The sequence below is a fragment of the Lonsdalea quercina genome (assembly GCF_900107885.1).
Lineage (GTDB): Bacteria > Pseudomonadota > Gammaproteobacteria > Enterobacterales > Enterobacteriaceae > Lonsdalea > Lonsdalea quercina.
Window position 1 is genome coordinate 167,660 of sequence record NZ_FNQS01000005.1, and the last position, 25,603, is coordinate 193,262.

24 protein-coding genes are annotated in these 25,603 nt (G+C 54.3%); 12 read left to right on the top strand and 12 right to left on the bottom strand.

Going from position 1 to position 25,603, the window contains the following annotated elements:
* The first annotated feature begins 373 nt into the window (after positions 1-373).
* Together BLU64_RS08980 and yniD are read left to right on the top strand one after the other, a co-directional pair.
* Positions 374-913: a DUF2058 domain-containing protein gene (locus BLU64_RS08980; RefSeq protein WP_026743372.1), complete on the top strand. Its 540-nt coding sequence runs from the start codon at positions 374-376 to the stop codon at positions 911-913.
* A 636-nt stretch (positions 914-1,549) separates the two neighbouring features.
* On the top strand, positions 1,550-1,654 hold the full coding sequence (yniD, locus tag BLU64_RS17785; RefSeq protein WP_099049267.1) for a small membrane protein YniD: 105 nt from the start codon (positions 1,550-1,552) through the stop codon (positions 1,652-1,654).
* Between the two features lie 239 nt (positions 1,655-1,893).
* Here yniD and cspE read toward each other — a convergent pair whose 3' ends face one another.
* From cspE to ompX, 4 genes are all read right to left on the bottom strand, one after another.
* Positions 1,894-2,106: a transcription antiterminator/RNA stability regulator CspE gene (gene cspE / locus BLU64_RS08985; protein ID WP_026740534.1), complete on the bottom strand. Its 213-nt coding sequence runs from the start codon at positions 2,104-2,106 to the stop codon at positions 1,894-1,896.
* Positions 2,107-2,712: 606 nt separating this feature from the next.
* Positions 2,713-3,054 carry a GlpM family protein gene (locus BLU64_RS08990; RefSeq protein WP_026743371.1) on the bottom strand — a complete coding sequence of 114 codons (342 nt, stop codon included), beginning with the start codon at positions 3,052-3,054 and terminating at the stop codon, positions 2,713-2,715.
* 124 nt (positions 3,055-3,178) lie between these two features.
* A complete protein-coding gene (locus BLU64_RS08995) occupies positions 3,179-3,709 on the bottom strand; it encodes a rhodanese family protein (RefSeq protein WP_026743370.1) in 531 nt (176 codons plus the stop codon).
* A gap of 282 nt (positions 3,710-3,991) precedes the next feature.
* Positions 3,992-4,507 (bottom strand): outer membrane protein OmpX, encoded by a 516-nt coding sequence (ompX, locus tag BLU64_RS09000; RefSeq protein WP_026743369.1) that lies wholly within the window; start codon positions 4,505-4,507, stop codon positions 3,992-3,994.
* A 1,087-nt stretch (positions 4,508-5,594) separates the two neighbouring features.
* Here ompX and dps point away from each other — a divergent pair.
* From dps to glnQ, 4 genes are all read left to right on the top strand, one after another.
* Positions 5,595-6,098 (top strand): DNA starvation/stationary phase protection protein Dps, encoded by a 504-nt coding sequence (gene dps / locus BLU64_RS09005; protein WP_026743368.1) that lies wholly within the window; start codon positions 5,595-5,597, stop codon positions 6,096-6,098.
* Between the two features lie 351 nt (positions 6,099-6,449).
* Complete coding sequence (glnH, locus tag BLU64_RS09010; protein WP_074728428.1) at positions 6,450-7,193, top strand: glutamine ABC transporter substrate-binding protein GlnH; 744 nt, start codon at positions 6,450-6,452, stop codon at positions 7,191-7,193.
* 26 nt (positions 7,194-7,219) lie between these two features.
* A complete protein-coding gene (glnP, locus tag BLU64_RS09015) occupies positions 7,220-7,879 on the top strand; it encodes a glutamine ABC transporter permease GlnP (RefSeq protein WP_026740540.1) in 660 nt (219 codons plus the stop codon).
* Positions 7,876-8,598: a glutamine ABC transporter ATP-binding protein GlnQ gene (glnQ, locus tag BLU64_RS09020; protein ID WP_026740541.1), complete on the top strand. Its 723-nt coding sequence runs from the start codon at positions 7,876-7,878 to the stop codon at positions 8,596-8,598. The genes glnP and glnQ overlap by 4 nt, the downstream gene beginning before the upstream one ends.
* Before the next feature lie 86 nt (positions 8,599-8,684).
* On the opposite strand, the gene BLU64_RS09025 is transcribed toward glnQ, so the two are convergent.
* The 4 genes from BLU64_RS09025 to dinG all read right to left on the bottom strand — a co-directional run bounded on the left by BLU64_RS09025 (position 8,685) and on the right by dinG (position 15,469).
* The gene (locus tag BLU64_RS09025) at positions 8,685-9,959 is read right to left on the bottom strand and encodes an acid phosphatase (RefSeq protein ID WP_026743366.1); all 1,275 of its coding nucleotides are present in this window, start codon (positions 9,957-9,959) and stop codon (positions 8,685-8,687) included.
* A gap of 267 nt (positions 9,960-10,226) precedes the next feature.
* Positions 10,227-12,092, bottom strand: coding sequence for a M3 family metallopeptidase (locus BLU64_RS09030; RefSeq protein WP_074728429.1), 1,866 nt, complete (start codon positions 12,090-12,092; stop codon positions 10,227-10,229).
* A gap of 171 nt (positions 12,093-12,263) precedes the next feature.
* Positions 12,264-13,235, bottom strand: a complete 972-nt coding sequence (gene ybiB, locus BLU64_RS09035; protein WP_074728431.1) for a DNA-binding protein YbiB — start codon at positions 13,233-13,235, stop codon at positions 12,264-12,266.
* 128 nt (positions 13,236-13,363) lie between these two features.
* Complete coding sequence (gene dinG / locus BLU64_RS09040) at positions 13,364-15,469, bottom strand: ATP-dependent DNA helicase DinG (protein ID WP_074728433.1); 2,106 nt, start codon at positions 15,467-15,469, stop codon at positions 13,364-13,366.
* A 144-nt stretch (positions 15,470-15,613) separates the two neighbouring features.
* On the opposite strand from dinG, the gene BLU64_RS09045 reads away from it, so the two are divergent.
* From BLU64_RS09045 to BLU64_RS17620, 3 genes are all read left to right on the top strand, one after another.
* Positions 15,614-16,003 carry an AraC family ligand binding domain-containing protein gene (locus tag BLU64_RS09045; protein ID WP_071999791.1) on the top strand — a complete coding sequence of 130 codons (390 nt, stop codon included), beginning with the start codon at positions 15,614-15,616 and terminating at the stop codon, positions 16,001-16,003.
* A 126-nt stretch (positions 16,004-16,129) separates the two neighbouring features.
* Complete coding sequence (locus tag BLU64_RS17425; protein ID WP_157755383.1) at positions 16,130-16,279, top strand: hypothetical protein; 150 nt, start codon at positions 16,130-16,132, stop codon at positions 16,277-16,279.
* A gap of 130 nt (positions 16,280-16,409) precedes the next feature.
* Positions 16,410-16,517, top strand: coding sequence for a membrane protein (locus tag BLU64_RS17620; protein ID WP_026743361.1), 108 nt, complete (start codon positions 16,410-16,412; stop codon positions 16,515-16,517).
* Between the two features lie 117 nt (positions 16,518-16,634).
* Here the strand turns inward: BLU64_RS17620 and bglX are convergent, their stop codons facing one another.
* A complete protein-coding gene (gene bglX / locus BLU64_RS09050) occupies positions 16,635-18,941 on the bottom strand; it encodes a beta-glucosidase BglX (RefSeq protein ID WP_074728434.1) in 2,307 nt (768 codons plus the stop codon).
* Between the two features lie 323 nt (positions 18,942-19,264).
* Positions 19,265-20,605: an aspartate aminotransferase family protein gene (locus BLU64_RS09055; RefSeq protein ID WP_074728436.1), complete on the bottom strand. Its 1,341-nt coding sequence runs from the start codon at positions 20,603-20,605 to the stop codon at positions 19,265-19,267.
* Between the two features lie 554 nt (positions 20,606-21,159).
* Here BLU64_RS09055 and BLU64_RS09060 point away from each other — a divergent pair.
* The gene (locus BLU64_RS09060; RefSeq protein ID WP_074728438.1) at positions 21,160-21,936 is read left to right on the top strand and encodes a DeoR/GlpR family DNA-binding transcription regulator; all 777 of its coding nucleotides are present in this window, start codon (positions 21,160-21,162) and stop codon (positions 21,934-21,936) included.
* Positions 21,937-22,046: 110 nt separating this feature from the next.
* A complete protein-coding gene (locus BLU64_RS09065; protein ID WP_026743357.1) occupies positions 22,047-22,733 on the top strand; it encodes a glutathione S-transferase family protein in 687 nt (228 codons plus the stop codon).
* Positions 22,734-22,759: 26 nt separating this feature from the next.
* On the opposite strand, the gene pbpG is transcribed toward BLU64_RS09065, so the two are convergent.
* Entirely contained in the window at positions 22,760-23,725 is a 966-nt protein-coding gene (pbpG, locus tag BLU64_RS09070; protein WP_026743356.1) for a D-alanyl-D-alanine endopeptidase, read from the bottom strand.
* 331 nt (positions 23,726-24,056) lie between these two features.
* Between pbpG and BLU64_RS09075 the strand changes: the two genes are divergently transcribed.
* Positions 24,057-24,734 (top strand): epoxyqueuosine reductase QueH, encoded by a 678-nt coding sequence (locus tag BLU64_RS09075; protein WP_026743355.1) that lies wholly within the window; start codon positions 24,057-24,059, stop codon positions 24,732-24,734.
* Between the two features lie 99 nt (positions 24,735-24,833).
* Here the strand turns inward: BLU64_RS09075 and cyaB are convergent, their stop codons facing one another.
* Complete coding sequence (cyaB, locus tag BLU64_RS09080; RefSeq protein WP_026743354.1) at positions 24,834-25,373, bottom strand: class IV adenylate cyclase; 540 nt, start codon at positions 25,371-25,373, stop codon at positions 24,834-24,836.
* Positions 25,374-25,603 lie beyond the last annotated feature (230 nt).

Here is a 25,603-nt window from a genome sequence, read left to right on the forward strand (position 1 = left end):
ATGACAGCCTGAGTGGCATCATCGTCGGCACGGTGACAAACTCAGCTATCCCATAGTTTATAGTCAGGGGAAGGCTTTTATCGTATTGGGCGACCCTTTCCTCTTCGAATATATGCTGAACAGAGGCGACTCATCTCAAGGTTCGCCCCCTGCGTCCCCTGAATCTGCGGTACTCTTCAGGACACCGTGCAAGGTTGGTATTCTGCATTTTCACCCCGTTAAGGCGTAATAATCGGAAAGAGGGTATTCGACACCGCCAGCCTTCATCGTTCCGGCCAAGCTCAAGCCAAGGGGGATGAAGTCCTGCAACCTGATACAGCCTCCGAAATTACAGGTATAATCACAATATTATTTAATGGATTTAGAAACGAAGATGACCAAACTGACCTTACAAGAACAGATGCTGAAAGCGGGATTAGTGACCAGCAAAAAAATGGCCAAAGTCCAAAGGACGGCTAAAAAGTCACGAGTTCAGGCGCGTGAGGCAAGAGCGGCAGTAGAAGAAAATAAAAAAGCGCAACTGGAGCGGGATAAACAGCTAAACGAACAGCAGAAACAGGCTGCATTATCCAAAGAGTATAAAGCTCAAGTGAAGCAGCTGATTGAAATGAACAGAATCAATATCTCAAGAGGCGATATTGGCTTCAATTTCACAGATGGTAATTTAATCAAAAAAATCGTGGTGGATAAGCTGACGCAAACTCAGTTGATCAGCGGTCGTCTTGCCATCGCTCGTTTAGTCAAAGATAACAATGGCGAGAGCGACTATGCCATTATCCCCGCCAGCGTGGCCGATAAAATTGCTCAGCGCGATGCGAACAGCATCGTGTTGAATAGCGCGCTCAGCCAGGAAGAGCAGGATGAAGAAGATCCTTACGCCGACTTCAAAGTACCTGATTACTTGATGTGGTAATTGATGTCGATGAATGAAAAGCTTCTATGCGCTTTTCATTCATCCATTGAGACAGCAACAAACGCCGTGTTCTTAGGGAATAAAGTCCTCATTGTTGACCCTATCCCGTATGGCCTACCCCATTTTTACGAATCGACAAGTGATTGAATCCCCCTCCTCCACCATCAATCTCACCGGCACATGTTGCAGTTAAAACGACGGACTTAACGACAAAGAAGGCCAGTATTTCACCTGACGCCAGCGCCTGTTCCTCAAGAATGAATGAGCGCAATGTGTACGCGTGACATCGCCAGCAAAATGCCGCAACGGCGCAGCCATTTCCAGAATAGGACTTTGGTCGGCACTGATAAGAAGGGAAAAGTGAGTTTGCTTTGATCGCAGCGCCAGTTTGGTGACCTAATCGTTATCGCGCATGACATAAAGCCAGCCCCCATATAAGGAGCGGCAAGTTAACAACCTTCAATCTTCAGCTTTTTGGCATCAATCCTTATACCTTCTCCGCCGAGGGCTATGAGCACGCAGGGTGATTTCGCTTTTGACCTAACGATATATGAAATTATGACTAAAATGGCATGTAGATCTGTCGAAAGAGTTCGAATGGAGCCTCTTCTTCGCCATCAACCCTCAGGAGGATGTATGTCCCGATTATTCGCCAATAAACACTGGAAGATGGTTCTTACACTAATATTGATTATTATCGTTCTGCTGTTGTTCCGCTGGGCAGCGATCGTTTGGGGATAATTGACGTCATTCGATTCGAGAAATGCTATATAATCAGCTCACCGACATAAGCATACAAAAAGCATAAAAAAAACGCCTCATGACAATGATGACATGAGGCGTTTTTTGTGAAATTAATCAATAACGCTGGGAATATTTTTATTAATATTTATGCGTTATTCATCATTTCAGATGATGCTGATTAACCGCTCCGGGCATTCCCTTCTTCGCTATCGTAACCAACATCAACATTAAAAAGATTATTCAGCAACAACGTTGACAGCTGAAGGACCTTTTGCACCGTTTTCAACGGAGAATTCAACTTTCTGGCCTTCGTTCAGAGTCTTGAAGCTATCACCCTGGATGGCAGAGAAGTGAACGAACACGTCTTTGCTACCATTGCTCGGAGTGATGAAACCAAAGCCTTTATCAGCGTTGAACCATTTTACTAAACCAGTCATTTTATCAGACATAAATACTTCCTTTATTTTCGAGGTCGCGTTAGAGCGACAAACATGGTCTGTTAGCAGAATTTATTTATAGGCGCTTAGGAGGAGACTCACGGAAAAGAGGTATCTATGTAGGATAACGCTTGAACTGAGAACTGCTTTACTAAAATGCTTTACATAAGGTCTGTATGCCAAACCGATGAATACATTAACGCATGTACCAAAAAGTTAAGCAAGGGTTATTTTCAATTGATTGTTCACAGCATGTATTTCATCACCGAAAAATAGTCTTTTTTTGGGGGGTGTCTACTTTACACAGTCAAACTGCTTTTCTTTTCTTAACAATCAAAAAACAGCTAGCCAACCTAAAGCAGGAATAGCGGACTGACTACCTCCCAGAAGAACGTCTTCTGATACGCTATACATGACATAGCGCGGTTTTGATGCGCATCATGATGAAGAACGAGAGGTAAACAATCATGTCATTGAGCGACTGGCTGTGGAGAAAAAAATTGATTCTTTTACTGATATTCGTCGTCTTAGCAGAAGTCATCATATATTTGATGACCTCTGAGTGGTTTCCCTGGGAGTGGTAAAAATCCCCCTCCCCTTGTTCGCTCTGTTGACGGGCTACAAAGCGTGATACCAGCTCCAGATCTTGATGAGTATTGCTGCGGAAATACACCAGCAGACCACGGCGGCCGCTAGCGCCTGCGCCAACTTCATCGAATCCGTGAAATAGTAGAGCGAAATGAGATAAATCAGGTAAGGGATAACAGACCAAATGCCAAACAAGATGGTCGAGCGCAGCGCATCTAACCCGCGTTCGCTGCCAACAATATAGTGAGCAATCAGGGCGAAGGTAGGGAAAAGCGGCACGAGTCCGGCGATATAATAATTACGTGTCTTTGCTAACAGTCCAATCAGCACAACAATCAGTGCGCCAAGTACAGCTTTTAGAAGGAGCCCCATTATTATTCTCTTTTTCTTTGTATTCTAGCACGTTACCTCGAATACAACTCAACGTGAAATAGGCAAAAACAATGGCATGACGCCTGAGTTCATCCCTTAATCAATCCGCATGCACTGGCCCAGTCTATCGTTCGCGATTCCACGGCATGCGCATGAGAGCACGCGCCAAACCGCAATAGCCACTGATCCCAGCAAACAGCAGTCCAGCCCCGAAGACCCCCGCCAGCCAATAAAATGCCGGATGCATCACCTGGCCCAAAATTACCCCCGCCAACACCGTGCCGCCCGCAACGATTTGAACTTGCCGCATGATATCGACCGACGGTCGCTCGCCTTTAACAATGGGTAAGCCAGCCCGCTTCCATGCCTGCAATCCGCCGGAAAGCAAATAGGTCTGAGCCGTTCCCGCCGCCTCGGCCAGCTGTGCGCGATGCTGATGAGATCGCATCCCCGAAAGGCACAAAAAAATCACGCTGTTCGCACCTGAGAGGACTTCTCGCAGCTTATCGGCATTCAATGATGCCATCGGGCAAGACACCGAATGAGGGATGTGTTCGCGCGCGTACTCGTCGATTAGACGGATATCCACCAACACCGCGCCCATCTTTAGCAATTGTTGCGCAATTTGCGGCGTCACAGATTGAGGCGAAGGCATGAGACTCTCCTTAAAGAAGTAGGCCGTAGTACCAGTATAGGCAACAGCCAGACGGCACGATACGTGTACAAAACGTAACCCCTCTCCACTCACGAGAAAAGAGATTGGTTGGGCAAAACAAGTCAAAATAAACGGAACGAAACGCCGATGAGGGGGTCAATTTCTGTAATGGGCGGACAAAAACCGGCATAAGCTATGATACTGAAGCATAAAAAAACCCGCTCCGAAGAGCGGGTTTTACAGATACATTTACCCTAAAAAGAGGTCAATGCTTCGATACGATTAGAAACGGTAGCCTACGCCAACGTTCCAGCTGCCAATATCCACACTGCGGATACGGCTTTGTTCGTAACCTACATCCAGCGCAATATTCTGCATTGGGTTGAACTGCAGACCGGCACCGTATACAACGCCAACATCATCGTTCTTGGCGTTGGCAGTACCGTTATCAGCGTTGTGGGTGTACTTACCGCTGCTCATACCGACAACACCATAGATGCTTGCCCAGTCATTGAAGCGGAAAGCAGGACCAGCGCTGAAGCCGTAATAAGTCCCTTTCTGATAGACGTTATTTACGGTTTGGCTATCTTGCAGGTAGGTGAATGAACCGATCACACCCAGCGGTGAGTTGTCGAATTCATAACGGTATTTCAGGTTGAAACCCGGGAGCTTGTTCATAACGCCTTGAGCATCGCCCTGGGCATAACCTGCAGATACAGTACTCTCGCCAGCCATCGCAGAACCGGCACTTACGGCTAAAACACAAGCCAAAGCTGAAAGACACGCAATTTTTTTCATATACAGCCTCGAATCACTCTTATGAAAGAATATTAAAGCGCTATAAATATAACAACAAATCCGCGTTGTTGCTGAGCCACAAATACTTTTCAATTAGGTTAAACATGTAACAAGGATTTTCTTAAACAAGGTAACCTCTTAAATTTCATTGAGTTAACAATGGAAACTTTGTCATGAAAACATAAAGTGCAAAGAATTAAAAATGCAGAAAATTCTGAATCATGTCTCTCACACAAAGTTAGTCTTTAGTACACAAACAATACGTAAATTAAAGTCAGCAATGGTAAATGATTAGCAAATAATTTATCCATTAATGATTTTGTTTTTCTTTTTGAATATTTATGCCCATTCTTTATACAGTTTCTTTCCGAAAGTGACTTTTCTGACAAAGAAAGATAGCCAATGAAAAGAATTATAAGAAAAATAAGGCTTAAAACTGGCAAGCTTTTAAATTTATGCTAGCGGGTGTCTAAACAAAGTTGACTCAAGTTTCGCATGCCAAAATATTTCCCTTACAGCTAAAAGTCATGCTATCAAAAATCAGCACGAGATTTTGCTATCATTAGCACGGCTCGAGTCCTTCGACAATCGGTCAAAAACCTGCTGTTACATTCCGTACGATTTTCTAAAAATTAATTCGTCAGGGCGATTTTATTCGAGATATCGGCCTAAATCGTTGTCGGATTGGAAGCTCAATTATCTACCGGTTAAAATGTCATCTCTAATTCAGGGGCATACATCCACCGCTAAGCATACTGTCGAAACGGAAGCGGTTACTTTTAAACGGACCGTCGGCTGACAAACCACGCCTTGGGAATGACGTGCCTTATATTCACCCTGAGTCCTTATTCTAACGTGAGTGGAGGAAGAACAAAGAAAATAGCTAATGAAAAACAGGCTGTTTAGCTAGACGCACTGCAAATGATAATGTGTGTAATTTGCGATAACATTATGATGTCATTAAACTTTAACGTTAGTGTCTATCTGTTCGATAGGCAAATTTATACAACTGCTTTCGGTGGAGCTGCTATAATTACCCTCGTTGAACATCAAATCTAATGATTATTGAATTAAGAGGGCAACACTTATGCGTACAGCTAAACTGGTAAAATCCACCTCTTCAGAACTACGTTACACGCTTAACGATCAGGATGATGAAATTAAAGTTTCCACCATCAAGCTGCTGAACCAATTGGTGGTTGATTTTACTGACCTATCTCTGATCACGAAACAGGCTCACTGGAACATGCGTGGCGCGAACTTCATCGGTGTTCACGAAATGCTGGACACCTTCCGCACCACTATCGTCGACCATCTGGATACCATCGCAGAACGTGTCGTACAGCTGGGCGGCGTCGCACTGGGCACCACTCAGGCGATTAACGCAAATACGTCGCTGAAAAGCTACCCGACCGATATTCATAACGTTCAGGACCACCTGAAAGCGCTGGCGGAACGTTACGGTATCGTCGCCAACGAAACCCGTAAAGGTATTGTTTCGACCGAAGACGACGATACGGCAGACATCCTGACCGCCGCTTCGCGTGACCTGGACAAATTCCTGTGGTTCATCGAATCCAACATCGAATAATCCTTAAGGATTAATGATGCTGTTGCAGACCGCCCCTATGGGCGGTCTGCTTGTTTCTGTCGCACCCTTTTCCCCGCCCCGCAGACTTTTCGCTTCCTGAAGAATTTCTCGTCAGGATGTACAAAAAAAAACCTCAAAGCCCGAATATTTAGCCTACAGGCGAATCAACAGTTGTCACTCCAAGTCAATTAAGTTAATCATATTGGTGCAGTGTGCACATAAAACGTCTGTGACAAAAACACAGGCGGTACCGCTCCAAAACTGCTGTACATGCTGTGTGGATCCCATTCGCAGCGACAGTATTACTCCTCAAAAGCAGTGAAATACAACTGTGTTTATAGGAAACAACCAATGAAGTCATTTCTCAAAGCTTCGGTAGCCGCACTTGTGCTCGCCTGTAGCTTCAGCAGTCATTCAGCTGATAAGCCGCTGATCGTAGCAACCGATACCGCGTTTGTGCCTTTTGAGTTCAAGCAAGGCGACAAATACGTTGGATTCGATATCGACTTGTGGGACGCCATCGCCAAACAGTTGAATGTGAACTATTCCCTGAAGCCAATGGATTTCAGCGGTATTATTCCGGCGCTGCAGACCCGCAATATCGACGTCGCGCTAGCCGGCATCACCATCACCGATGCGCGCAAACGGGCGATCGATTTCTCTGACGGCTACTACGACAGCGGTTTGCTGGTGATGGTGAAAGCCGATAATCAGGCAATCAAAGGCGAGCAGGATTTGACAGATAAAGTTGTCGCCGTGAAGAGCGGCACCGGCTCCGTAGACTACGCGAAGGCCAATATCAAAACCAAAAGCCTGCGTCAGTTCCCTAACATCGACAACGCCTATATGGAGTTGGCCACGAATCGCGCCGATGCGGTGCTGCATGACACGCCCAACATCCTCTACTTCATCAAAACCGCCGGCCACGGACAGTTCAAAGCCGTCGGCGACTCCATCAAAGCCCAGCAGTACGGCATCGCCTTCCCGAAAAACAGTGAGTTACGCGAACGGGTGAACGGTGCGCTGAAAACCCTGCGTGAAAACGGCACCTATGCAGCCATCTATCAGAAATGGTTCGGTACTGAACCTAAATAATCGCCGTTAGTTTGTGGAGAAATTTCATGCAGTTTGATTGGAGTGCCATTTGGCCTTCCCTGCCCCTTCTGATGGAAGGGGCCAAAATGACCCTGTTAATTTCAGTGTTGGGTCTGCTGGGTGGCGTCATTATTGGCGTATTCGCGGGTTTCGTGCGCGTTTACGGCAACTGGATATCCAGCCGTATCGCGCTGGTGTTTATCGAAATCATTCGCGGCACGCCGATTGTCGTACAGGTGATGTTCATCTACTTCGCATTGCCGATGATCCTGACCTCGGTTCGCATCGACCCTTTCGCCGCCGCCGTCGTCACCATCATGATTAACTCAGGCGCGTATATCGCGGAGATTACCCGCGGTTCGGTCTTGTCGATCAATAAAGGCTTCTCTGAAGCTGGCATGGCGCTGGGGCTGTCTCGCCGCGACACCTTGCGCTATGTCGTTGCTCCGCTGGCGCTGCGCCGGATGCTGCCGCCGCTGGGCAACCAATGGATTATCAGCATCAAGGATACTTCGCTGTTTATCGTCATCGGTGTTGCTGAACTGACCCGTCAGGGGCAGGAGATCATCGCGGGGAACTTCCGCGCACTGGAAATCTGGAGTGCGGTCGCCGTGATTTATCTGGTTATTACGCTGGTGCTGAGCTTCCTTCTGCGCCGTCTGGAAAGAAGACTTAAAATTATATGATTGAATTTAAAAACGTTTCTAAACACTATGGGCAAACACAGGTTCTCCATGATATCGACCTGAAAATCAATCAGGGCGAAGTCGTGGTGATTATCGGCCCGTCCGGCTCTGGGAAGTCCACCCTGCTGCGCTGCATCAACAAACTCGAAGAGATTACCAGCGGAGAGCTGGTGGTCGACGGGCTGAAAGTGAACGACCCCAAAGTGGACGAACGCCTCATCCGTCAGGAAGCCGGCATGGTCTTCCAGCAGTTCTATCTATTCCCACAGATGACCGCGCTGGAAAACGTGGCTTTCGGTCCTATTCGCGTCCGGGGCGCCAGTAAGGAAGAGGCCGAGAAGCAGGCGATGGCGCTGCTGGAAAAAGTGGGGCTGTCCGAACGGGCGCATCACTACCCGTCCGAACTCTCGGGCGGTCAGCAGCAGCGCGTGGCGATTGCACGTGCGCTGGCGGTAAAACCGAAGATGATGCTGTTCGATGAGCCTACCTCGGCGCTTGACCCGGAGCTGCGTCACGAAGTACTGACCGTCATGAAAGATCTGGCGGAAGAAGGTATGACGATGGTCATCGTCACCCACGAAGTCGGTTTCGCCCAGAAAGTCGCATCGCGCCTGATCTTCATCGATAAAGGCCGCATCGCGGAAGACGGCGAACCGGACGCGTTAATCAGTCATCCCCCCAGCGAACGTCTGCGAGAGTTCCTGCAACACGTGGCATAATCGCCAAAAACAGAACGTATCCTCGCGGATACGTTCTGTTTTTATCTCACTTATCCCTACGTCTATGCGCCACAGGCGTCCCTGTTTTATCTCTGTTTGCTGGCCAGCACGGCATCGTGCAAGTTCACGCGCTGCCAGAAGTTACCCTCGCTGCTGCCCGACAGCGGATAGCCATCCGCCTCCGCCGTTTTCAGCATCAGCGCGCGACGCTGCTCGGCGCTTAGCTCCGGCAACGGTCCTTCCAACAGGACTTCAGCGCCTTTTGGCACGCTGACCGGACGCGCGGCCACTTTGGAGGCGGGCAGTCCATAGCTCATCGTGAAGCGATAAAGCTGACGCATGGCGGGGTGAGTGTAAGGATCGTCTTTACCCTGCGGCTGCGCGCACTTCGCCAGGCTCATACCACAGGCCTGTTCCAACGCGGTACGCATCTGAGCTTTGGCCTCTGTGAACAGCTTCTTGTACTCCGGATCGTTCATCAGCGTGGCAATCTGATTCTCCGCCGTCATACGGCCGCCCATCACATCCAGCGGATAATGCACGCCCAGCACAACGCGGGAGTAACCGTAGGTCGCCGCACGGTCAATCAGCGGAACGAAGCGCTCAGGCAACATTTCCGCCAGCAGCAACGCATCATTGTAGCCGCTATTGGTGTGGCCGCTCGGGAACGCATCGCCCGAGGCGGTGTAAGGTACGGAATCATTGACGACCGCCGTATCCGGCACCAGATGGACCGCGTTTCCCGGCCGTTTAAACGGACGTGGATAATGGTAAAACTGTTTCGCCGGAGACGTGCTGACGGCGCTGGCCTTGATCAACGCCGCGGCTTTGCCCATCTCACCACGCTGATAAACGTCGATAAAGGCATTGCCTAGCCTCGGTCCAAGCGCTTCCGCCAGCGCGTAAAAATAGCGGATGTTCTCCGCATCGATCAGCGCCTTTTGCCGCAGGGCGTCTGAGGCATCCTGATTGATTCGCTCCACCGTAGCGCGATTTTGACGCAGCAACGTCGGCGTCAGCGAGTGGAACGCCGACAACAATTTGATACTGTCTTGCTCCCGCGCATTCTTCTGGAAGTCATAGTCTGCGGTTTTCAGCCACGCCATATCTGCCTGCGGTGACTGCTGTTGCGCACTCTCCAGCTGCGCCCGGGTCAGCGCCTGCGCGTTGCCGCGCAGCATGTCCTGCAAATGCGTTTGCACCCGCTTTTCGAGCGCGACGTATTCCGAGCTGGCGTTGGCTGCGGTGGTGGATTGAACCTCTATCTTCGCCACATGCAGCGTAGGTTCAGGTAAGGCGGCCGCCGCCTGAGAGAGCGTTAACGCACAGCCAACGGCGACGAAGAGAGAAGAATAGCGCATGTTATTTCCTTGCATTTCAAATAGAAGGTCAGCCGTCTTTCCCGGCATAGAAAAAACGACGCAGAAAATTTACATGGCAAACAGCCTAGATCGTCATTGTGACCGTCCCGTGACAAGGCCGACATTTCGGCCATCTGCGATACGCCGTCATCGCGTGGCGCGGCTTGGACAAAGTCTCACAAAAAGGCCAGCCTTACGGGTTGTAAGGCTGGCCGACACGACGGAAATGACGCCGGGGAGGATGGCAATAGCCACGCGGGGGGACCGTTATTTCACGACCGGGTACTCGCGTTCAATTTCAGCGGCAAATGCCTGACACATCGTCGCATCGCCCTGGCGATTATCCGCCAGCACCCGCTCGCCGTCGACGACGCGGATATGCGCCTGCAAATCGAAATCCGCCGCTGGCTGCGGACGCGCCGCTGCTGATGTCATCATCTCCTGCGCCTCCTGCCACGCCTGCTCCACCGTCATGTTGCACGCCTGAGCCAGATAGTCAGGGTTGAATCCCTCGCCCGTCAGGCTGCGCAGTGTCTCATCGTGGCTGACGCTGTTGCCCGGCTGCCAGTAATGGCGGGCCAGATCCGGGCCGATAGCGGGGTTATCCGTCAGGTAGCCATCGCGACGCAGGAAAAAGGCCCGCGTCTGCTCGACGGCCATCAGCGCCAGCAAATAGCCCTGATACGAACACGCCGACTCCATCGACAGCAGATGCGGAATGGCTATCGTCGGACGCGGACTGCCTTCAATACCGATGATGCGTTGTTCCGTTTCCCGCGCCAACCGGGTGATGGCCTCCGGCGTCAGCTGCGCATCCTCCCATTGATAAAGCTGCCACTCGAAGTAAGGCACCAGCAGGATGTGACGCTCGTTGAAGGCGCGCATCGGCTGGCGCGTGCGGATGTCTTCCTGAATCAGCGCGTCGGGGATCGTCTCACCGCTGCGGCTGCGAGCATAACGTTTCAGCCAGTCGGCATCCTGCAACAGACTATCGCAGAACATGGACTGAGTTTCCGCATACGCCATAGACGTGGGCGGGTACTCCTGCGCGAAGCACGGCGCGTTTTGACGGATATTGGCGAAGTGCGCGGCGTGCCCGCCCTCATGAAACAGCGTATTGATCCCGTGCGCCCCGCTGCCGATCTGATCCGGTTTCGCCAGGCTGGTAAAATTGATACGCGCCGGGATCCACTGTCCCTGATTCACGAACGGCGGCACAGGCTGATGCATGAAGCCGTTCTCATACTTGCCTTTTCTCACCAGCAGGTCGAGGTTCAACACCGCACCGTTGAAACCGATATGCAGCCGTTTGAAGCTGTCGACCCAACGCGCCAGCGAAGCGGCGAAGGGGAAATAGGGATCCAGCTGACGCGTCACGTCGCCTGCGCTGGCGTAGCGTATGTTCCACGGCGACAGCGCTTCCGCGCCCTTTTCCGCCGCCAGCTGTTCCAAACTGCGCTGATTGGCGTCACGCGTCTCAGCTTCGAAACGGTCGAGAATAGTGAACAGCTGCTCCGGCGTCATACGCTCGGTTTTGTTCACCTTGTAGTCGAAATAGTTGCGATAGCCCATCTGTCGGGCAAAGCGGTTGCGCAGCCGGACCAGTTCAGGGAACCCATTGTTCAGCAGCCACTGCTCCAGATCGCGCAGCGCCTCCTGCGAGCTGCGGCGATAGCTTTCGTTATCATTCGTCGCCTGATTGGTCAGCAACTCGCCCAGCGACGCGGAGACACGTTCGCCGTCGGCGTTCAGGTGAGTAGGTTGATAGGTCTGACGACGCGCGTACAAATCGCTTTCCGCCGCGATCAGCGCCTCCATCAGCGACTGGGCTTCCGGATCTTCAATCACGTTGCAGTCGAAGAAGCGATACCACCCTTGCAGTCCGTGAAGCAGCGCCTGCTGCTGCGCTGATTCAGGTAGCGCCTCCAGCGCCGAGATCTGTTCACGCAGTTCCGCCAGTTTCTGCGGTTGGGCGATAAATCGCTTATAGGCGCTTTCTGCGGCGGAAAATCGCGCCGCCACCTCATCGTCGCCAATGCCCATATATAGCTGCCAAAACAGGTCTTCTTTCGCCTGATGGACGGCGAGGTAATCGCTATTCAGCGCGTTGAAATAATCCACTATCTGCTGCATGGCTGCTCCTTAACGTCAATGCAGGTTCGGGCGCGGCAGCCGCTTTCCGCTACCGCGCCGCCCTCATCCAATTACTGTGATTGAACGGTCGTTCTCTTCGGAATGAATCTTTCAAGCATAGGACACGGTGGCGGCACGGGCGCGAAGACCCGAGTCGTTCACGACCGACGGTTACGCCGCCAGCCGCCGTACAACTTCGTCCACGCCCTGCGCCAGTGAATCGATTTCACCGCAGCCGACCAGGCAACAGGCCAGCTGCATGATGATCGCTTGCGGCACCGGTTGCTCGCCCGTCAGACAGGCGGACGTCCACTGCGCTGTCGCGACGGCATCGGAGGAGGCGGGCAATGCCGACCGCTCGATGATCATATCCTGGCGGGCTTGCAACAGGTGCCGCTGCTGGCGATGAATAAAATAGGTTTCAGGAAAGCGCCGGGGATTGGCATAGACTTCGCCCTCAGTGCCCGGCATCAGCAGCGCGCGTCCGTCGATATCTTCAAAAAACGTTCCGACGCGCGCGATATATTCAGGGTGTGACACGCTGGCCAGCCGCAGCGCGGCCGAAGGCGCAAACGGCGTGGCGACTTTCGCCAGCGTATGTGCGCTATTACGTACGCCCATGCGCCAGCGCATATTTAGCTGCTGTTCCATCGGCGGACATAGCACGTCGATAGGCAGGAAAACCAGCTCGCCGCGATCCAACTGCCGTTGCGCCGCCTCCCGAGACTCCGCCGGCGCTAAGCCCATCTCGTGCAGGATGGAACAGGTCGTCACGCGCGTGGGATCGGTTTTGACCCCATGCACCACCACCGGCAGACCCAGCTTATGCAGCAACAACGCCAGCAGCGGGGTCAGATTGGCCTGTCGCCGTGCGCCGTTGTAGCTGGGGATCACCACCGGCAGCGGGCGACCGACCGGCGGCGTCAGTGATAACGTCCGTGCCGTCATCGCCTGATAGAAACCGCGCATTTCCGCTTCCGCCTCGCCTTTGATACGAAAAGCGATCAGCAATCCGCCCAGTTCCAGCTCCGGAACGGCGTCGTTCAGCATCGCCTCATAGAGCGCGCGCGCCGTCTCCTGATCCAGGTCGCGGGCATGATTTTTTCCGCGCCCGACCTCTTTAATGATTTTGGTGTAATCCATGACGTTTCTCAGCGTTAATACGACTCGTTTGCAGCGAAAATAGCATGTTTTGACCGCGTTGAGCAGCGTTTGCCGCGCGACGCACAAGCGAATGCGCGGCGGCTGACCGGCGGCGATGACAGAGAAAATCAGGGCGCGGGCATATCCCGCTGTTCGATAGGGAAGACCGGCAGCGCGGCCAGCAGCTGGGCGCCGTAGCCCTTGGTCAGCAGGCGGCGATCGTAGATGATGATTTCGCCGAAGCAGGTATGGCTTCGAATCAGACGCCCCACCTGCTGGATCAGGCTGAATGACGCGCTCGGCAGACTCTGTACCACGAACGGGTGCCGCTTTAGACTTTTCAGCCATTCCCCCTCGGTCAGGATCACCGGGCTGTCGATCGGCGGGAACGCAATTTTGTGAATATGCACCTGCGAGAGCAGCTCGCCTTTCAGGTCCAACCCTTCGGAGAAGGACTGCAGCCCGATCAACACGCTGGTGTGCCCCTCTTCGACCCGTTGACGATGGAGTTCCACCAGCCGATAACGCGGCTTGTCGCCCTGCACCAACAGCATCAGCCGCAGATCGGCGACCTGGGTCAGAAACTGCTGCATCGCGCGCTGGCTGGCAAACAGCATCAGCATCCCTTTATGCGCGTCGCGCTTTAGCTCGGCGCGGAAAAAACGCGCCATTTCGGCAATATGATCCTCTTCCTGCGCCATCAACGGTTCATAGCTCATTTTGGGGATCACCAGCTTGCCCTGATCACGATGATTAAAGGGCGAATCCAGCGCGATGAACGTATCGCCGTCCTCCTCTCCCAGCCCCGTCAGTTCTTGCAACCGGGAGAAACTGTTCAGCGAACGCAGCGTGGCGGAGGTGATCACCACATGAGACAAGTTGCGCCACAGCAGGCGGTCAAGCTGATCCGAGACGCGGATGCCCGCGCAGTGCAGGTAAAGATGAAGCTGGCCGTCGCGCACTTCCCGCACCAGCCACTTAGAGACCGGCGCCTGTGAGGCCTGTTCCAGCGCGGCAAGCCGCCACAATTTGCTCTGCGACTCGAAGTATCCCAGCAGCCGACTCATGCGCAGCATCGTCTGATGCAATCGCACGACATCATGCTTGCCGGTTTTTTCAGCCAGATCGTTCAGCATATACTCCGTCAGCCCGCGCAGGCTGTCGGTCAGTTTGAACAGGCGGGAACAAAGCTCACGCATCTCATCCGGCAACTTGCCCATCGGGAAGCGGTAGTCCGCCGACGGCGAAGCAGCCGGTAAAAACAGCGTGCTCATACGCTCAAAAGACTGGATCAGCTCGCGGATCTCGGCACAGTGTTCGGCCAGCCGGTCCGGCTGGCTCAGCCGCGGCGGCGATTTGGGAGCAAACTGCGCCAGGCAAACGCCCATCTGCTGGATGAACTGGTCCAGCTGGTGCTGCACCGCGCCAATTGTCACTTCGCCCGACATCTCCAGCGCGTCGCGGGCGACGTCTGGAATATGGTGGCCCTCATCCAGCACCAGCAGCAGGTTTTTAGCGCTCGGCAGGACCGAATCGCTCTCCATGGCCGCCATCACCAGCGCGTGGTTGGTGACCACGACATCCGCGTCTTCAATCTCGCGTCGGGCCAGAAAGAAAGGACAATCGCGATAATAGTGGCAGTTGCGTCCCAGGCAGTTGGCCTTGTCGGTGCTGAGCCGACGCCACAGCCCATCGCTGAGCGTTTTCTGGTGGTGGTCGCGCAGGCCGTCCCACTTGCCGGTGTGCAGATCTTTCTCCAGCTGCGCGCAGGTCTCCCGTTCTTCACGGCTGGACGGCGCCTGTTTTTCATCCAGAAACAGCAGCAAATCACCCTGCGCTTCAGCGTCGGTCGCGAGCACGGACAGGTTGCGCGGGCAGACGTAGCGGCCCCGGCCGAAAGCCGCGGTGAAGGTCAGATCGGGGATAAATTTACGCAGCAACGGCAGGTCTTTGCTGAAAATCTGATCCTGCAACGCCACGTTGGCGGTGCTGACCACCAGCGTCTTCGTCTCCGCTCTTCCCACCGCAATACCGGGGATCAGATACGACAACGTTTTACCTACGCCGGTCGGCGCCTCTATCGCCAGATGACGCGGGTAATCGCCCGCCAACGTGCGTGCGACCTCCGCGATCATCTGCCGCTGAGGCGGGCGAGAAACGAAGTCGGGGATCTGTTCCTGCAAGGCCTTGTACCACTGGCCTATCTGCTGTTTGATTGCGGGGGAAAGGGTCATGCCTGCTCAACATCTGATTTCATTCGGCCCGTATTGTCCCACAGACCTCCCCCCTACGTCAGCCTGTAATGCCGCGACGCGGCTCGACAAAAACGCCAATACGGATTAGGTTGATGAGCCGATTCATTTTCCCTGCCGACCGCCATGCCCCCCATTCGAACCCTGCAACAGCGCTATTGGTTTTCTCCCCAATTCCCGTTTCTGGAATGTCGTTCCACCTGGCAGAGCCGGCAGCCGTATAAAGTGCATAGCCATGCACAGCTGTCCGTCGGCTGTCTGGAACGCGGCAGCACACAATGCCGCGTGGGAGAACAGACTTGTTTGCTCAACGCGGGCGACGTTGTCGTCATTCCGCCGGGCCTGCCGCATAGCTGTAACCCGCTGCCGGGGAAAACCCGCCGCTATCATAGGTGTACCTCAACGCACAATGGTGCGACCATCGGCTCAAAAGAGGTGATAATGACAGCGGATCGCTCATTAGTGACATTGTCACTTACTCATCTGGAGTGCTCTTTCAGCAGATTATGCAGATAATCAGCCGTCTTCACGCGTCACCGTTGGCCGGGATTGAAAGCGCGCTGATGTATTCACAAAACAGGCGGTTCTCTCTCAGCATGACGACGCCTCTCAGCCCGCAGGCGATGAGCAGAACGTTATAGGGTGCTGAGGGTACTGGTATGGGATGTGTCTATCGCCATGCTGATTGCGCGTCCATCGCTGCAACGTCGTCTCGCGGGCTCGATACATTGGCTGGAACGCGGCGCGGGCGTCGTGCTGTTTGGGTTGGGCGCGTACCTGCTGCTCAGGTAAAACCGCGCGCTCAAACACGCTCGCCAAACGCGTCGCTGTTTGAATGTCGAGTGATGACCCCACAAGCCGTCAGCTTGTATCCCCGGGCTGAAAATCTATAATCGCAGAGGACACATAAAAGGATAAGCGGATGAAGTTAAGCAAGCTGTGTGCAATCGGCGTATTTGGGCTGTGTGCGCTGGGAGGGATTGGCGGGGTCATGCTGGTCGGTTATATCGTCCTGACTTCCGGCACCTGACGGTCAGCCGAATGGCGTTTTACGCCCCCTCCTTCCATCACGACGCTGCCCTGAATCCAGAGAGGCATTCAGGGCAGCAGTTTTGACGGCCGCGATTTCCGGCCGCCGCGCTCTAGGTTACAGTAGCGTAAAGCGTTGGCTTTTCACCCGCTGCGAATCTAAACCAATCATCACATCGACATCGCCCGGCTCGACGACCTGTCGCAACTGCATGTTGTAGAACATCAGGTCCTGCGGCGTCACCGTAAAGCTGACGGTCTTCGTCTCTCCCGGCTGCAACATCACCTTGCGATAGCCCCGCAGCTCCTTCACCGGACGGCTTATCGAAGCGACGACATCATGCAAATAGAGCTGTACGACCGTCTCCCCCGCGCGCTTACCGGTATTTTTCACGCTGACGGAAGCCGTTACGGTGCCGTTGCGCGGCATCACCGGACGAGACAGCCGCACGTCGGACACGTCAAACGTGGTGTAGCTCAGCCCATAGCCGAAGGGATAGAGCGGCCCGTTGGCCTCATCATAATAGTGGGACGTGTACTTGCCGGGATTTTCCGGGGTATAGGGACGTCCCGTCGGCAGGTGATTGTAGTAAATCGGGATCTGCCCCACCGAACGCGGGAACGACATCGGCAGCTTGCCCGACGGGTTGTAATCGCCGAACAGCACATCGGCGATGGCGTTACCTCCCTCGGTGCCGCTGAACCAGGTTTCCAGCAGCGCATCCGCCTGCTGGTCCTCGCGCACCAGCGACAATGGCCGCCCGTTCATCAGCACCAGCACCAGCGGTTTGCCGGTCTTTTTCAACGCGTCGATCAGCATTTTTTGGCTGTCCGGCAGCGTGATATTGGCGCGGCTGGAGGCTTCATGCGCCATCCCTTGCGCTTCCCCGACCACGGCGACGACGACATCGGCCTGCTCTGCGGTTTTCACCGCCTCATCCAGCATGACCTGCGGAGTGCGCGGGTCCGTTTTCACCGCCGCTTCATACTGGTTGAGATACTGGACGATCCCCGCATGGTCCGTCACATTGGCGCCTTTGGCGTACAGCAAGCGCGCCCTGTCGCCCACGACGTTGCGCATTCCCTGATATACCGTGACCGACTGTGCGGCGACGCCCGCGGCAGACCAGCTCCCCATGATGTCGCGTTTGCTGTCGGCCAGCGGCCCGATGACCGCAATGGTGCCGCCCTTCGCCAACGGCAGCGTGTTGAGCCGGTTTTTCAGCAGCACCAGACTTTTCCGTGCGACGTCACGCGCATCCCGCCGATGCAGACGGCTTTCCGCGTTGGTGTCGGGCGGGTCAGACTCCGCCGCGCCCAGATGACGGTACGGATCCTGGAACAACCCCATATCGTATTTGACGTTCAGTACCTGACGGCAGGCGTCATCGATATCCCGTTGGCTGACCGCGCCCGTTTTCACCAGTTCGGGCAAATAGCGGATGAAATACTCATCGCTCATGCTCATGCCGATACCGGACTGCAACGCAATGCGCGAAGCGTCGCGCGGGTTGGCCGCCACGCCGTGTTTGATCAGCTCTTTAATCGCGCCGTGGTCGCTGACAGCGATCCCCGTAAAGTGCCACTGGTCCCGCAGTAACTCTTTCAGCAGCCAGCGGTTGGCCGTCGCCGGTACGCCGTTGATGCTGTTCAGGGAGACCATCACGCCGCCGCTGCCGGCATCAATCGCCGCTTTGTAGGGCGGCATATAGTCCTGAAACATGCGCTGCGGGCTCATGTCGACGGTGTTGTAATCCCGTCCGCCCTCCACCGCGCCGTACAGCGCGAAATGTTTGACGCTGGTCATCAGCGAATGGCGCGACGTGAGATCATCGCCCTGAAACGCTTTGACCATGATCCGCGCGATGTCGGCCGTGAGCCAGGTGTCTTCGCCAAACCCTTCGGAGACGCGTCCCCAGCGCGGATCGCGGGTGATATCCACCATCGGCGCCCAGGTCATGTTCAGGCCATCCTCCGTCGCTTCATAGGCGGAAACGCGCGCGGACGTGGCGATGGCGGCCTCGTCCCAGGTAGAAGCCAGCCCCAATGCGATCGGGAAAATCGTGCGCTGACCGTGCACGACGTCATAGGCGAAAAAGAGCGGGATCTTGAGGCGACTCAGCTGCATCACCTGATCCTGCATCGCACGGATATCCTGGCGAGTCACGGTATTGAAGATCCCGCCGACCTGCCCATTGCGGATCATCTCGCGGATGGCGGCCTTGGGATTATCCCTACCGACGCTGATCAAGCGGAGCTGACCTATTTTCTCCTCCGGCGTCATTTTCTTCAGCAGATCATTGACATAAACATCACGTTGTTGCGAAGAGGCGGTTAACGCCGTTGGGGGTGTCGTCGCCGTCTGTGCGGCGGCGGGATGGCAAGCAATTCCTATTGCAATCGTCAGTGAAGTCAGCCATTTCATTATGTTTACGGACCTAATCAATCCCGTTTCAGTCACGCGTGCCAGAACTCAGGATACAGTTGGGGACAGAGGAGTCATCGGCTTTTCCTCCCGAACGACCAGAGGCGATGTTCCAACCTAGCTACCTTGCGGACAATGCGGTTTTTCCGCGCTTAATGATAGTGGATTTCAATACGAAATTTTATCGGGTTGTAGGATAAATAGGAAAATTTACCTGAAAAAACAACGTGTAATAACCGGGAAAGCAGGTACGGGGAGAAGGTAAGAAAGTGTGTCGCCCAACCAAAGCCGGGCGACAAGCTGAAAATGAAAATCGCGTGAGGTTAACGACGGGCGCGCGTCAGCGCCAGGTCCAGCGCCCCCACCAGCCAGTCAATGTCCTGCGTCTGGAATGCCAGCGGCGGACGCAGCTTGAGGACGTTGCCGTACGGCCCGGCGACCGAGGTCAGCACCCGCGCTTCCCGCAGGTGTTCAATCACCGCCAGCGCCAGCGGCTTATCCGCCGCTTTCTTCTCCCGATCGCTGACCAGTTCAAAGCCGATGAACAGCCCCGCGCCGCGTACGTCGCCGACGCACTCGTGACGCTGCGCCAAGGCAGCCAGCTCCTGCTTGAGAAGCGCGCCGACGGTTCTACTGTGCTCCTGCAACCCTTCGTCGCGAATCACTTTCAGCACCGCCTGCGCGGCGGCCATCGACACCGGATTGCCCCCGAAGGTATTGAAATACGGGATCTCGTCGCTGAAGGCGGCCAGCACATCAGCCTTCGCAAACAGCCCCGAGACAGGAATGCCGTTCCCCATCGGTTTCCCCATGGTCACAATATCCGGCACGATGCCGTGACGCGCGAACCCCCAGAACGTGTCGCCGGTCCGGGCGAAACCCGGTTGGACTTCATCCGCGATAAAAATACCGCTGTTGGCATGCACGACGTCGATGGCCGGCTGAAGGAAACCGACCGGGTCCGGCAATACGCCGTCCGATGAAAAGATGGAGTCGGCCAGAAAGCCCGCAAATTTGATGCCATGCGCGGCCATGTCATCGATCTGTTTTTGAATCTCGTTGGCGAACCAGACGCCGAGATCCGGCGCTGCCACCCGGTATCTGTCCGGCGCAGGCACAAGGCGCGTGGTGGCTGCCAGGGGCTGTCCGCTGCCGAGCGCGGGAGACGCGCCCGAGGTCAGGTCGCTGGTGCCGTGGTACGCCTCCTGACTGACAATGATGCCGGTGCCGCCGCTGTAAGCGCGCGCCACGCGGATCGCCAGATCGTTGGCCTCGGAGCCGGTACACATGTACATGGCTTTGGTGATCTCAGGCGGCAAGGTGGTCAGCAGATCTTCGGTGTAATCCAGAATGCGTTCGTGCAGATAGCGGGTATGGGTATTGAGCTGGCTCATCTGCTGTTGCACCGCGTCGATCACGGCGGGATGACAATGACCGATGCTGGCGACGTTGTTGTAGACATCCAGATACTGTTTGCCGCTCGCGTCCCATAGGTACTGGCCCTCGCCGCGCACCAGATGCACCGGATTGCGGTAGAACAGGCGGTAGGATTCACCGAGCACTTTGCTGCGTTTATCGGTAAGTTGGCGGATATCCTGACTCAGCGCGTCGGCGTGTTCCGCTCGAAAGCTGTTGGTATCCATGATGGTTGAACGTGTCGCCATAAAGACTCCCCCTGAGAAATGAGCTGTGGATCAGGTCTACGCCGCCCGCAGGAGAGCCGCACTGAACGATCCGGTAGAGACCACTGTATACCAAAAGCAATAAATTACACAAATGCAAAAATATGCACTATTCTGGTGCCCTCGAATTCACAGCGGCAACTTACCGCGTCTTGCATTTATGCCTTCTTGGCAGAGGAAAACTACGCTTGATTTGTGCTTTTTCCTAAGTCAGGATCAACATATAGAATTATCTATGGCTATATGATTGATACACAGGGGCGTTACGCCGCGTATCCGTCGTACGAAATCCATAAATATGCACAAAAATGCACAACCCAATTTGATAAACTCCTCATTGCGCCTTTGAAAGCCCGCAGAAGGCCGCAAGGCCCCTGTCATAAGGGAGTGCAAAACGCGCCTTGAGTGATATTGTGCGGCCGCCGGGTCCGCGCTTCATTCCGAGGTTCAGTACGGTTTATCCGGCGCAATGGCGGAAGCTCTCCGCCCATTGTCAACACCATCAGTAGGTGCATTACTCTCAGGAAAAGAATCTCATGTTAGAAGAAACGCGGTTGCACCGTATCCGTGCATTACTGTCGACGTTAAACCAGGTCAGTACAGAGCAAATTATTCAACATCTCGGCGTTTCGCGCGAAACGGTACGGCGGGACATTCTTAAACTCGAAGCCCGGGGAATGCTGCGACGCGTACACGGAGGGATCGTCGCCACCGGTCCCGAGCCGGAACCGCCGTTATCGATACGCCGCACGGTACAAGAGAAAGAGAAACAGGCGATAGCCCGCGCCGCGGTGCAGCAACTTCAACCGGGACAAACCATTTTTGTCGATGCGGGAAGCACCACCACGCTGCTCGCGGACGAACTGCTGTCCATGCCGGGGATGACTATCATCACCAACAGCCTGAACGTCGCGCTCAAGCTGACCGCGCAGGAAGCCGAGGACCGTCTGCTGCACGACGTGATTCTACTTGGCGGCCACGTAGAGTCCGCCATTCAAGCCACCAACGGGGCGCAAACGGCCAACGAGCTGCGTCGCTACCGGGCAGACGTCGCCCTGATGTCGCCCGTCGGCATTTCCAGCGCCGCCGGCGCCAGCAGCTTCTCCCACACCGAGGCGGCCATCGCCAGCGCGATGATCGACTATGCCAAGACCTCCATCCTGCTGGCCGATCACACCAAAATCGGAGTCGTCAGCCGTGTGGTCTATGCGCCGATGTCGCAAATCGATAAGGTGGTGACTGATGCCGCGGCCGAGTTCAACCGGGACTTTTCCGCCCTGCAGGCGAGCTGCCAACAGGTGATACTGGCCTGATACCGCGCACAGCAAAATTGGCGCGTTGTGTTGTCAGCGGTCGTAAGGCATAGTGATTTTCCACCCGTGACACCCTATACCCGAATGCTATCTGCTAGTGAGGTTCCGTCATGTATCAGCTGTATATCGCCAATAAAAACTACTCGTCATGGTCGCTACGCCCTTGGGTGCTGTTGCAAGCGCTGGATATTCCGTTTGAGGAAACGCTGGTGCCTTTCTCCCCCGGCATCACTCAGCCCGCTTTCAAGACCTTTTCTCCATCGGGCAAAGTGCCCTGTCTCGTCGATGGCGCGCCGACCGTTTGGGATTCTCTGGCGATCGTGGAATATTTGGCGGAACGGCATGAAGGCGTATGGCCAGAAGACGCCGCCGCTCGGGCATGGGCGCGGTGCGCCTCGGCGGAAATGCATTCAGGATTTTCCACCCTGCGCGAAGTGTGCGGGATGAACTGCGGCATTCGCGTCAAACTGCATGAGTTCACGCCAGCGCTGCAACGCGACATTGAGCGATTGAATCAGTTGTGGGAAGAGGGATTGACCCGGTTCAAAGGACCGTTCCTGGCCGGAGCGCAGTTCAGCGCCGTCGATGCGTTTTACGCGCCGGTGATCTTTCGCGTCCAGACCTATGGCCTGCCGCTAACGCCGCTGGCAAAGCAGTACTACGCGACCCTGTTAAGTCTGCCAGCCCTGCAGGAGTGGCAGGAACAGGCCCGGCTGGAACCGTGGCGGGAGCCGCAGCACGAATCGACATGGGCGGAATACGGCAAGCTAGAGCAGGACGAGCGCAAGGCCGACTGAGTACGACGACCATGAGGCGACGACGACTACTCCTTCTTCGCCGACGTCAGCGCGATGTTCGTTGAGGAACGCTGTGACGAATTTTGTGCAATCGCCTTCTGTTTCTTATAGCTCAACGCGGCGGGCGGCACAGGACTGATCTTGCCGCTCTCCAGCCAGTTGCGCAGCCGGTTGGCATCGGCGAAGTGGGTATATTTGCCGTAAGCATCCAGTACCACCAGCGCGACAGGCCGTTGATTGATGACCGTCCTCATCACCAGACAGTGACCCGCCTCATCCGTAAAACCGGTTTTGGTCAGTTGGATGTTCCAGTCCCGACGGAAGACCAGATGGTTGGTATTACGGAACGGCAGCGTGTAGGCCGGGTTGGCGAAGGGCACCATTTTCTCATGCGTGATGCTCAGTTGACTGAGCATCGGATACTGTCGGCTGGCTACCAACAGCTTGGTCAGATCTCGCGCCGTAGACACATTTTCCGTAGACAGCCCGGTGGGTTCTACATAGTAGGTATGCATCATACCCAGCGAGCGGGCTTTAGCATTCATTGCGGTAATGAACGCCTGATAACCGCCGCGGTAATGATGGGCTAGCGTGGCGGCCGCCCGGTTTTCGGAAGACATCAGCGCCAACAGCAGCAGGTCATGACGGCTCGCTTTGCTGCCGAGACGCACGCGGGAATAGACCCCCTGCATCTCTTTCGTTTGACTGATATCCACCGTCAGCATTTCGTCGAGCGGCTGATTGGCGTCCAGCACCACCAGCGCCGTCATGAGTTTGCTGACGGACGCGATGGGCACGACGACGTCCGGGTTGCTCGAATACAACACCTTGTTATTCAGTAAATCGACCACCATCGCGCTGCCGGAGGCGATCTCCTGATGCGAAGCGGCCGATGACGCGACGACCGTTTTGGCCGCCACCGGCGAGGCGACCCAGACCGATGCGGACATCAGCACCAGACTTAACAGTGAAAGCTGTATTTTTTTATTCATTATTCAGTAGCTTATAAATTGACTTGGCGGAAAAGGTTGGGACGACCCGGGCATTATAGTGTCGGCCCTCACCCTGCGCATCCGGACAGCGGTAAAAGCTTTGTGACAAAGTTTGACAGGCCGCGCGCGGCAGTTCGCCGTATTCAGAGGCAGATTACGCTGGCATGCCCGGACGCATCCCGATAACATCATGCCCGGCTAAACGTCGCCCCGGCGACATCTTCATTTTTCGCCCGAGATCGTCGCTGACGATCGATTGTAATTGTTATTGCGATAGTTAATAATTTATCTCAATAAGGTTAATTTCTTCTCATTATTAGTGGATTGCTTTATGTCCAATGCGCACCCCGTCAAAACCTTTCAACGCCCGAAACTGGAGCTGCCCAATGAGGCGGATAAGCTACTGCTTCACTCCTGCTGCGCCCCCTGCTCCGGCGAAGTGATGGAGGCATTGAGCGCTTCCGGCATTGATTACACCATCTTTTTCTACAACCCGAACATTCATCCTCAGCGGGAGTACCTGATCCGCAAAGAGGAAAACATCCGCTTCGCCGAAAAACACGGCGTGCCCTTCGTTGACGCCGACTACGATGCGGATAACTGGTTTGAACGTGCGAAAGGCATGGAGTGGGAACCGGAACGCGGCGAACGCTGCACGATGTGTTTTGATATGCGCTTTGAACGCGCGGCGCTGTACGCGCATGAAAACGGCTTCCGCGCCATCAGCAGCTCACTCGGCATCTCCCGCTGGAAAAACATGCAACAGGTCAACCAGTGCGGCATCAACGCAGCGCAGAAATACCCTGACGTGGTGTACTGGGATTACAACTGGCGCAAACAGGGCGGTTCGGCGCGCATGGTCGAAATCAGTAAGCAGGAGCGCTTTTACCAGCAGGAGTATTGCGGCTGCATTTATTCGCTGCGCGATGCCAATAAACACCGTAAATCACAGGGCCGGGATATTATCCGCATCGGAAAACTGTATTACGGCGACGAACCCACTTCCTGATACGTCTGGTACTTCTCTTTATGCTGGCAGACATGTGGACAGAGGGGCAAAAGACTTCGCGCTGCTCGAATGAGAGCAGCGCGCTTTCACTTTGATGAACTAATGCCCCAATAATTGGCGATAAGAGCGATATTCAATATTATCCAACTGCAATCCCAACCTTAGCGCACAATCCTGACATTTCTCGCCCAGACGATCTAAATCCAATTCGTTCTCCGTCATGCAGGATATTCCGACGTAATGCCCCAGCGACTCGATATAATCCAACGTGATTTGAAAAGTATCTAAAAAATAAATACTCCGTGTTTTATTCACTTCGAATACCTGCTGAAATCCCAGTGTTTTCAGCATACTGTCCGTGCGTTCAAACGACTCTACGTTAACCGTCTCGCTGCAGCCGGTACGCGGCCCCCTGACAATCCACAGCTTGATGCCCGACGGCACCATACTTCGTAATAACATGCTGATATTTCTACGACTTAATGATTGTTCCGCCGTATCGTAATAGATATCGCTTTCTTTATTTTCAAACACGAAAGACTCAGGATGGTGGCTAAATAACCGTTCTCGAAACGCGGCAATATCCTGAATACTGAACTTTAACGCAACCTCATATTTTCCTCTGAAATGTTCAATCACTGGCTTCCTCCGTTACAGGCAATCCTGGCTAGAAAATCATTCCCAGAAAGAAACGTGTTTTTTAGTTAATTTGTTCATTGCGGCATTGCCATGAATAACAGCGGTATTTAACCTCAAACGCCTTATTGCAAGCTAAACATCGACGAAAAAAAGCGGCGCTGACCTCCGCGCCGAATAAGGCATGGAGACAGGCTGCTGTGATGGCGCATTTGTACGCGCTATGAATATCG

Excerpts from the sequence above, each read along its gene's own strand:
- BLU64_RS08980 (WP_026743372.1), top strand. The coding sequence starts at position 374 with ATGACCAAACTGACCTTACAAGAACAGATGCTGAAAGCGGGATTAGTG.
- yniD (WP_099049267.1), top strand. The coding sequence starts at position 1,550 with ATGTCCCGATTATTCGCCAATAAACACTGGAAGATGGTTCTTACACTA.
- cspE (WP_026740534.1), bottom strand. The coding sequence starts at position 2,106 with ATGTCTGATAAAATGACTGGTTTAGTAAAATGGTTCAACGCTGATAAA.
- BLU64_RS08990 (WP_026743371.1), bottom strand. The coding sequence starts at position 3,054 with ATGGGGCTCCTTCTAAAAGCTGTACTTGGCGCACTGATTGTTGTGCTG.
- BLU64_RS08995 (WP_026743370.1), bottom strand. The coding sequence starts at position 3,709 with ATGCCTTCGCCTCAATCTGTGACGCCGCAAATTGCGCAACAATTGCTA.
- ompX (WP_026743369.1), bottom strand. The coding sequence starts at position 4,507 with ATGAAAAAAATTGCGTGTCTTTCAGCTTTGGCTTGTGTTTTAGCCGTA.
- dps (WP_026743368.1), top strand. The coding sequence starts at position 5,595 with ATGCGTACAGCTAAACTGGTAAAATCCACCTCTTCAGAACTACGTTAC.
- glnH (WP_074728428.1), top strand. The coding sequence starts at position 6,450 with ATGAAGTCATTTCTCAAAGCTTCGGTAGCCGCACTTGTGCTCGCCTGT.
- glnP (WP_026740540.1), top strand. The coding sequence starts at position 7,220 with ATGCAGTTTGATTGGAGTGCCATTTGGCCTTCCCTGCCCCTTCTGATG.
- glnQ (WP_026740541.1), top strand. The coding sequence starts at position 7,876 with ATGATTGAATTTAAAAACGTTTCTAAACACTATGGGCAAACACAGGTT.
- BLU64_RS09025 (WP_026743366.1), bottom strand. The coding sequence starts at position 9,959 with ATGCGCTATTCTTCTCTCTTCGTCGCCGTTGGCTGTGCGTTAACGCTC.
- BLU64_RS09030 (WP_074728429.1), bottom strand. The coding sequence starts at position 12,092 with ATGCAGCAGATAGTGGATTATTTCAACGCGCTGAATAGCGATTACCTC.
- ybiB (WP_074728431.1), bottom strand. The coding sequence starts at position 13,235 with ATGGATTACACCAAAATCATTAAAGAGGTCGGGCGCGGAAAAAATCAT.
- dinG (WP_074728433.1), bottom strand. The coding sequence starts at position 15,469 with ATGACCCTTTCCCCCGCAATCAAACAGCAGATAGGCCAGTGGTACAAG.
- BLU64_RS09045 (WP_071999791.1), top strand. The coding sequence starts at position 15,614 with ATGCCCCCCATTCGAACCCTGCAACAGCGCTATTGGTTTTCTCCCCAA.
- BLU64_RS17620 (WP_026743361.1), top strand. The coding sequence starts at position 16,410 with ATGAAGTTAAGCAAGCTGTGTGCAATCGGCGTATTTGGGCTGTGTGCG.
- bglX (WP_074728434.1), bottom strand. The coding sequence starts at position 18,941 with ATGAAATGGCTGACTTCACTGACGATTGCAATAGGAATTGCTTGCCAT.
- BLU64_RS09055 (WP_074728436.1), bottom strand. The coding sequence starts at position 20,605 with ATGGCGACACGTTCAACCATCATGGATACCAACAGCTTTCGAGCGGAA.
- BLU64_RS09060 (WP_074728438.1), top strand. The coding sequence starts at position 21,160 with ATGTTAGAAGAAACGCGGTTGCACCGTATCCGTGCATTACTGTCGACG.
- BLU64_RS09065 (WP_026743357.1), top strand. The coding sequence starts at position 22,047 with ATGTATCAGCTGTATATCGCCAATAAAAACTACTCGTCATGGTCGCTA.
- pbpG (WP_026743356.1), bottom strand. The coding sequence starts at position 23,725 with ATGAATAAAAAAATACAGCTTTCACTGTTAAGTCTGGTGCTGATGTCC.
- BLU64_RS09075 (WP_026743355.1), top strand. The coding sequence starts at position 24,057 with ATGTCCAATGCGCACCCCGTCAAAACCTTTCAACGCCCGAAACTGGAG.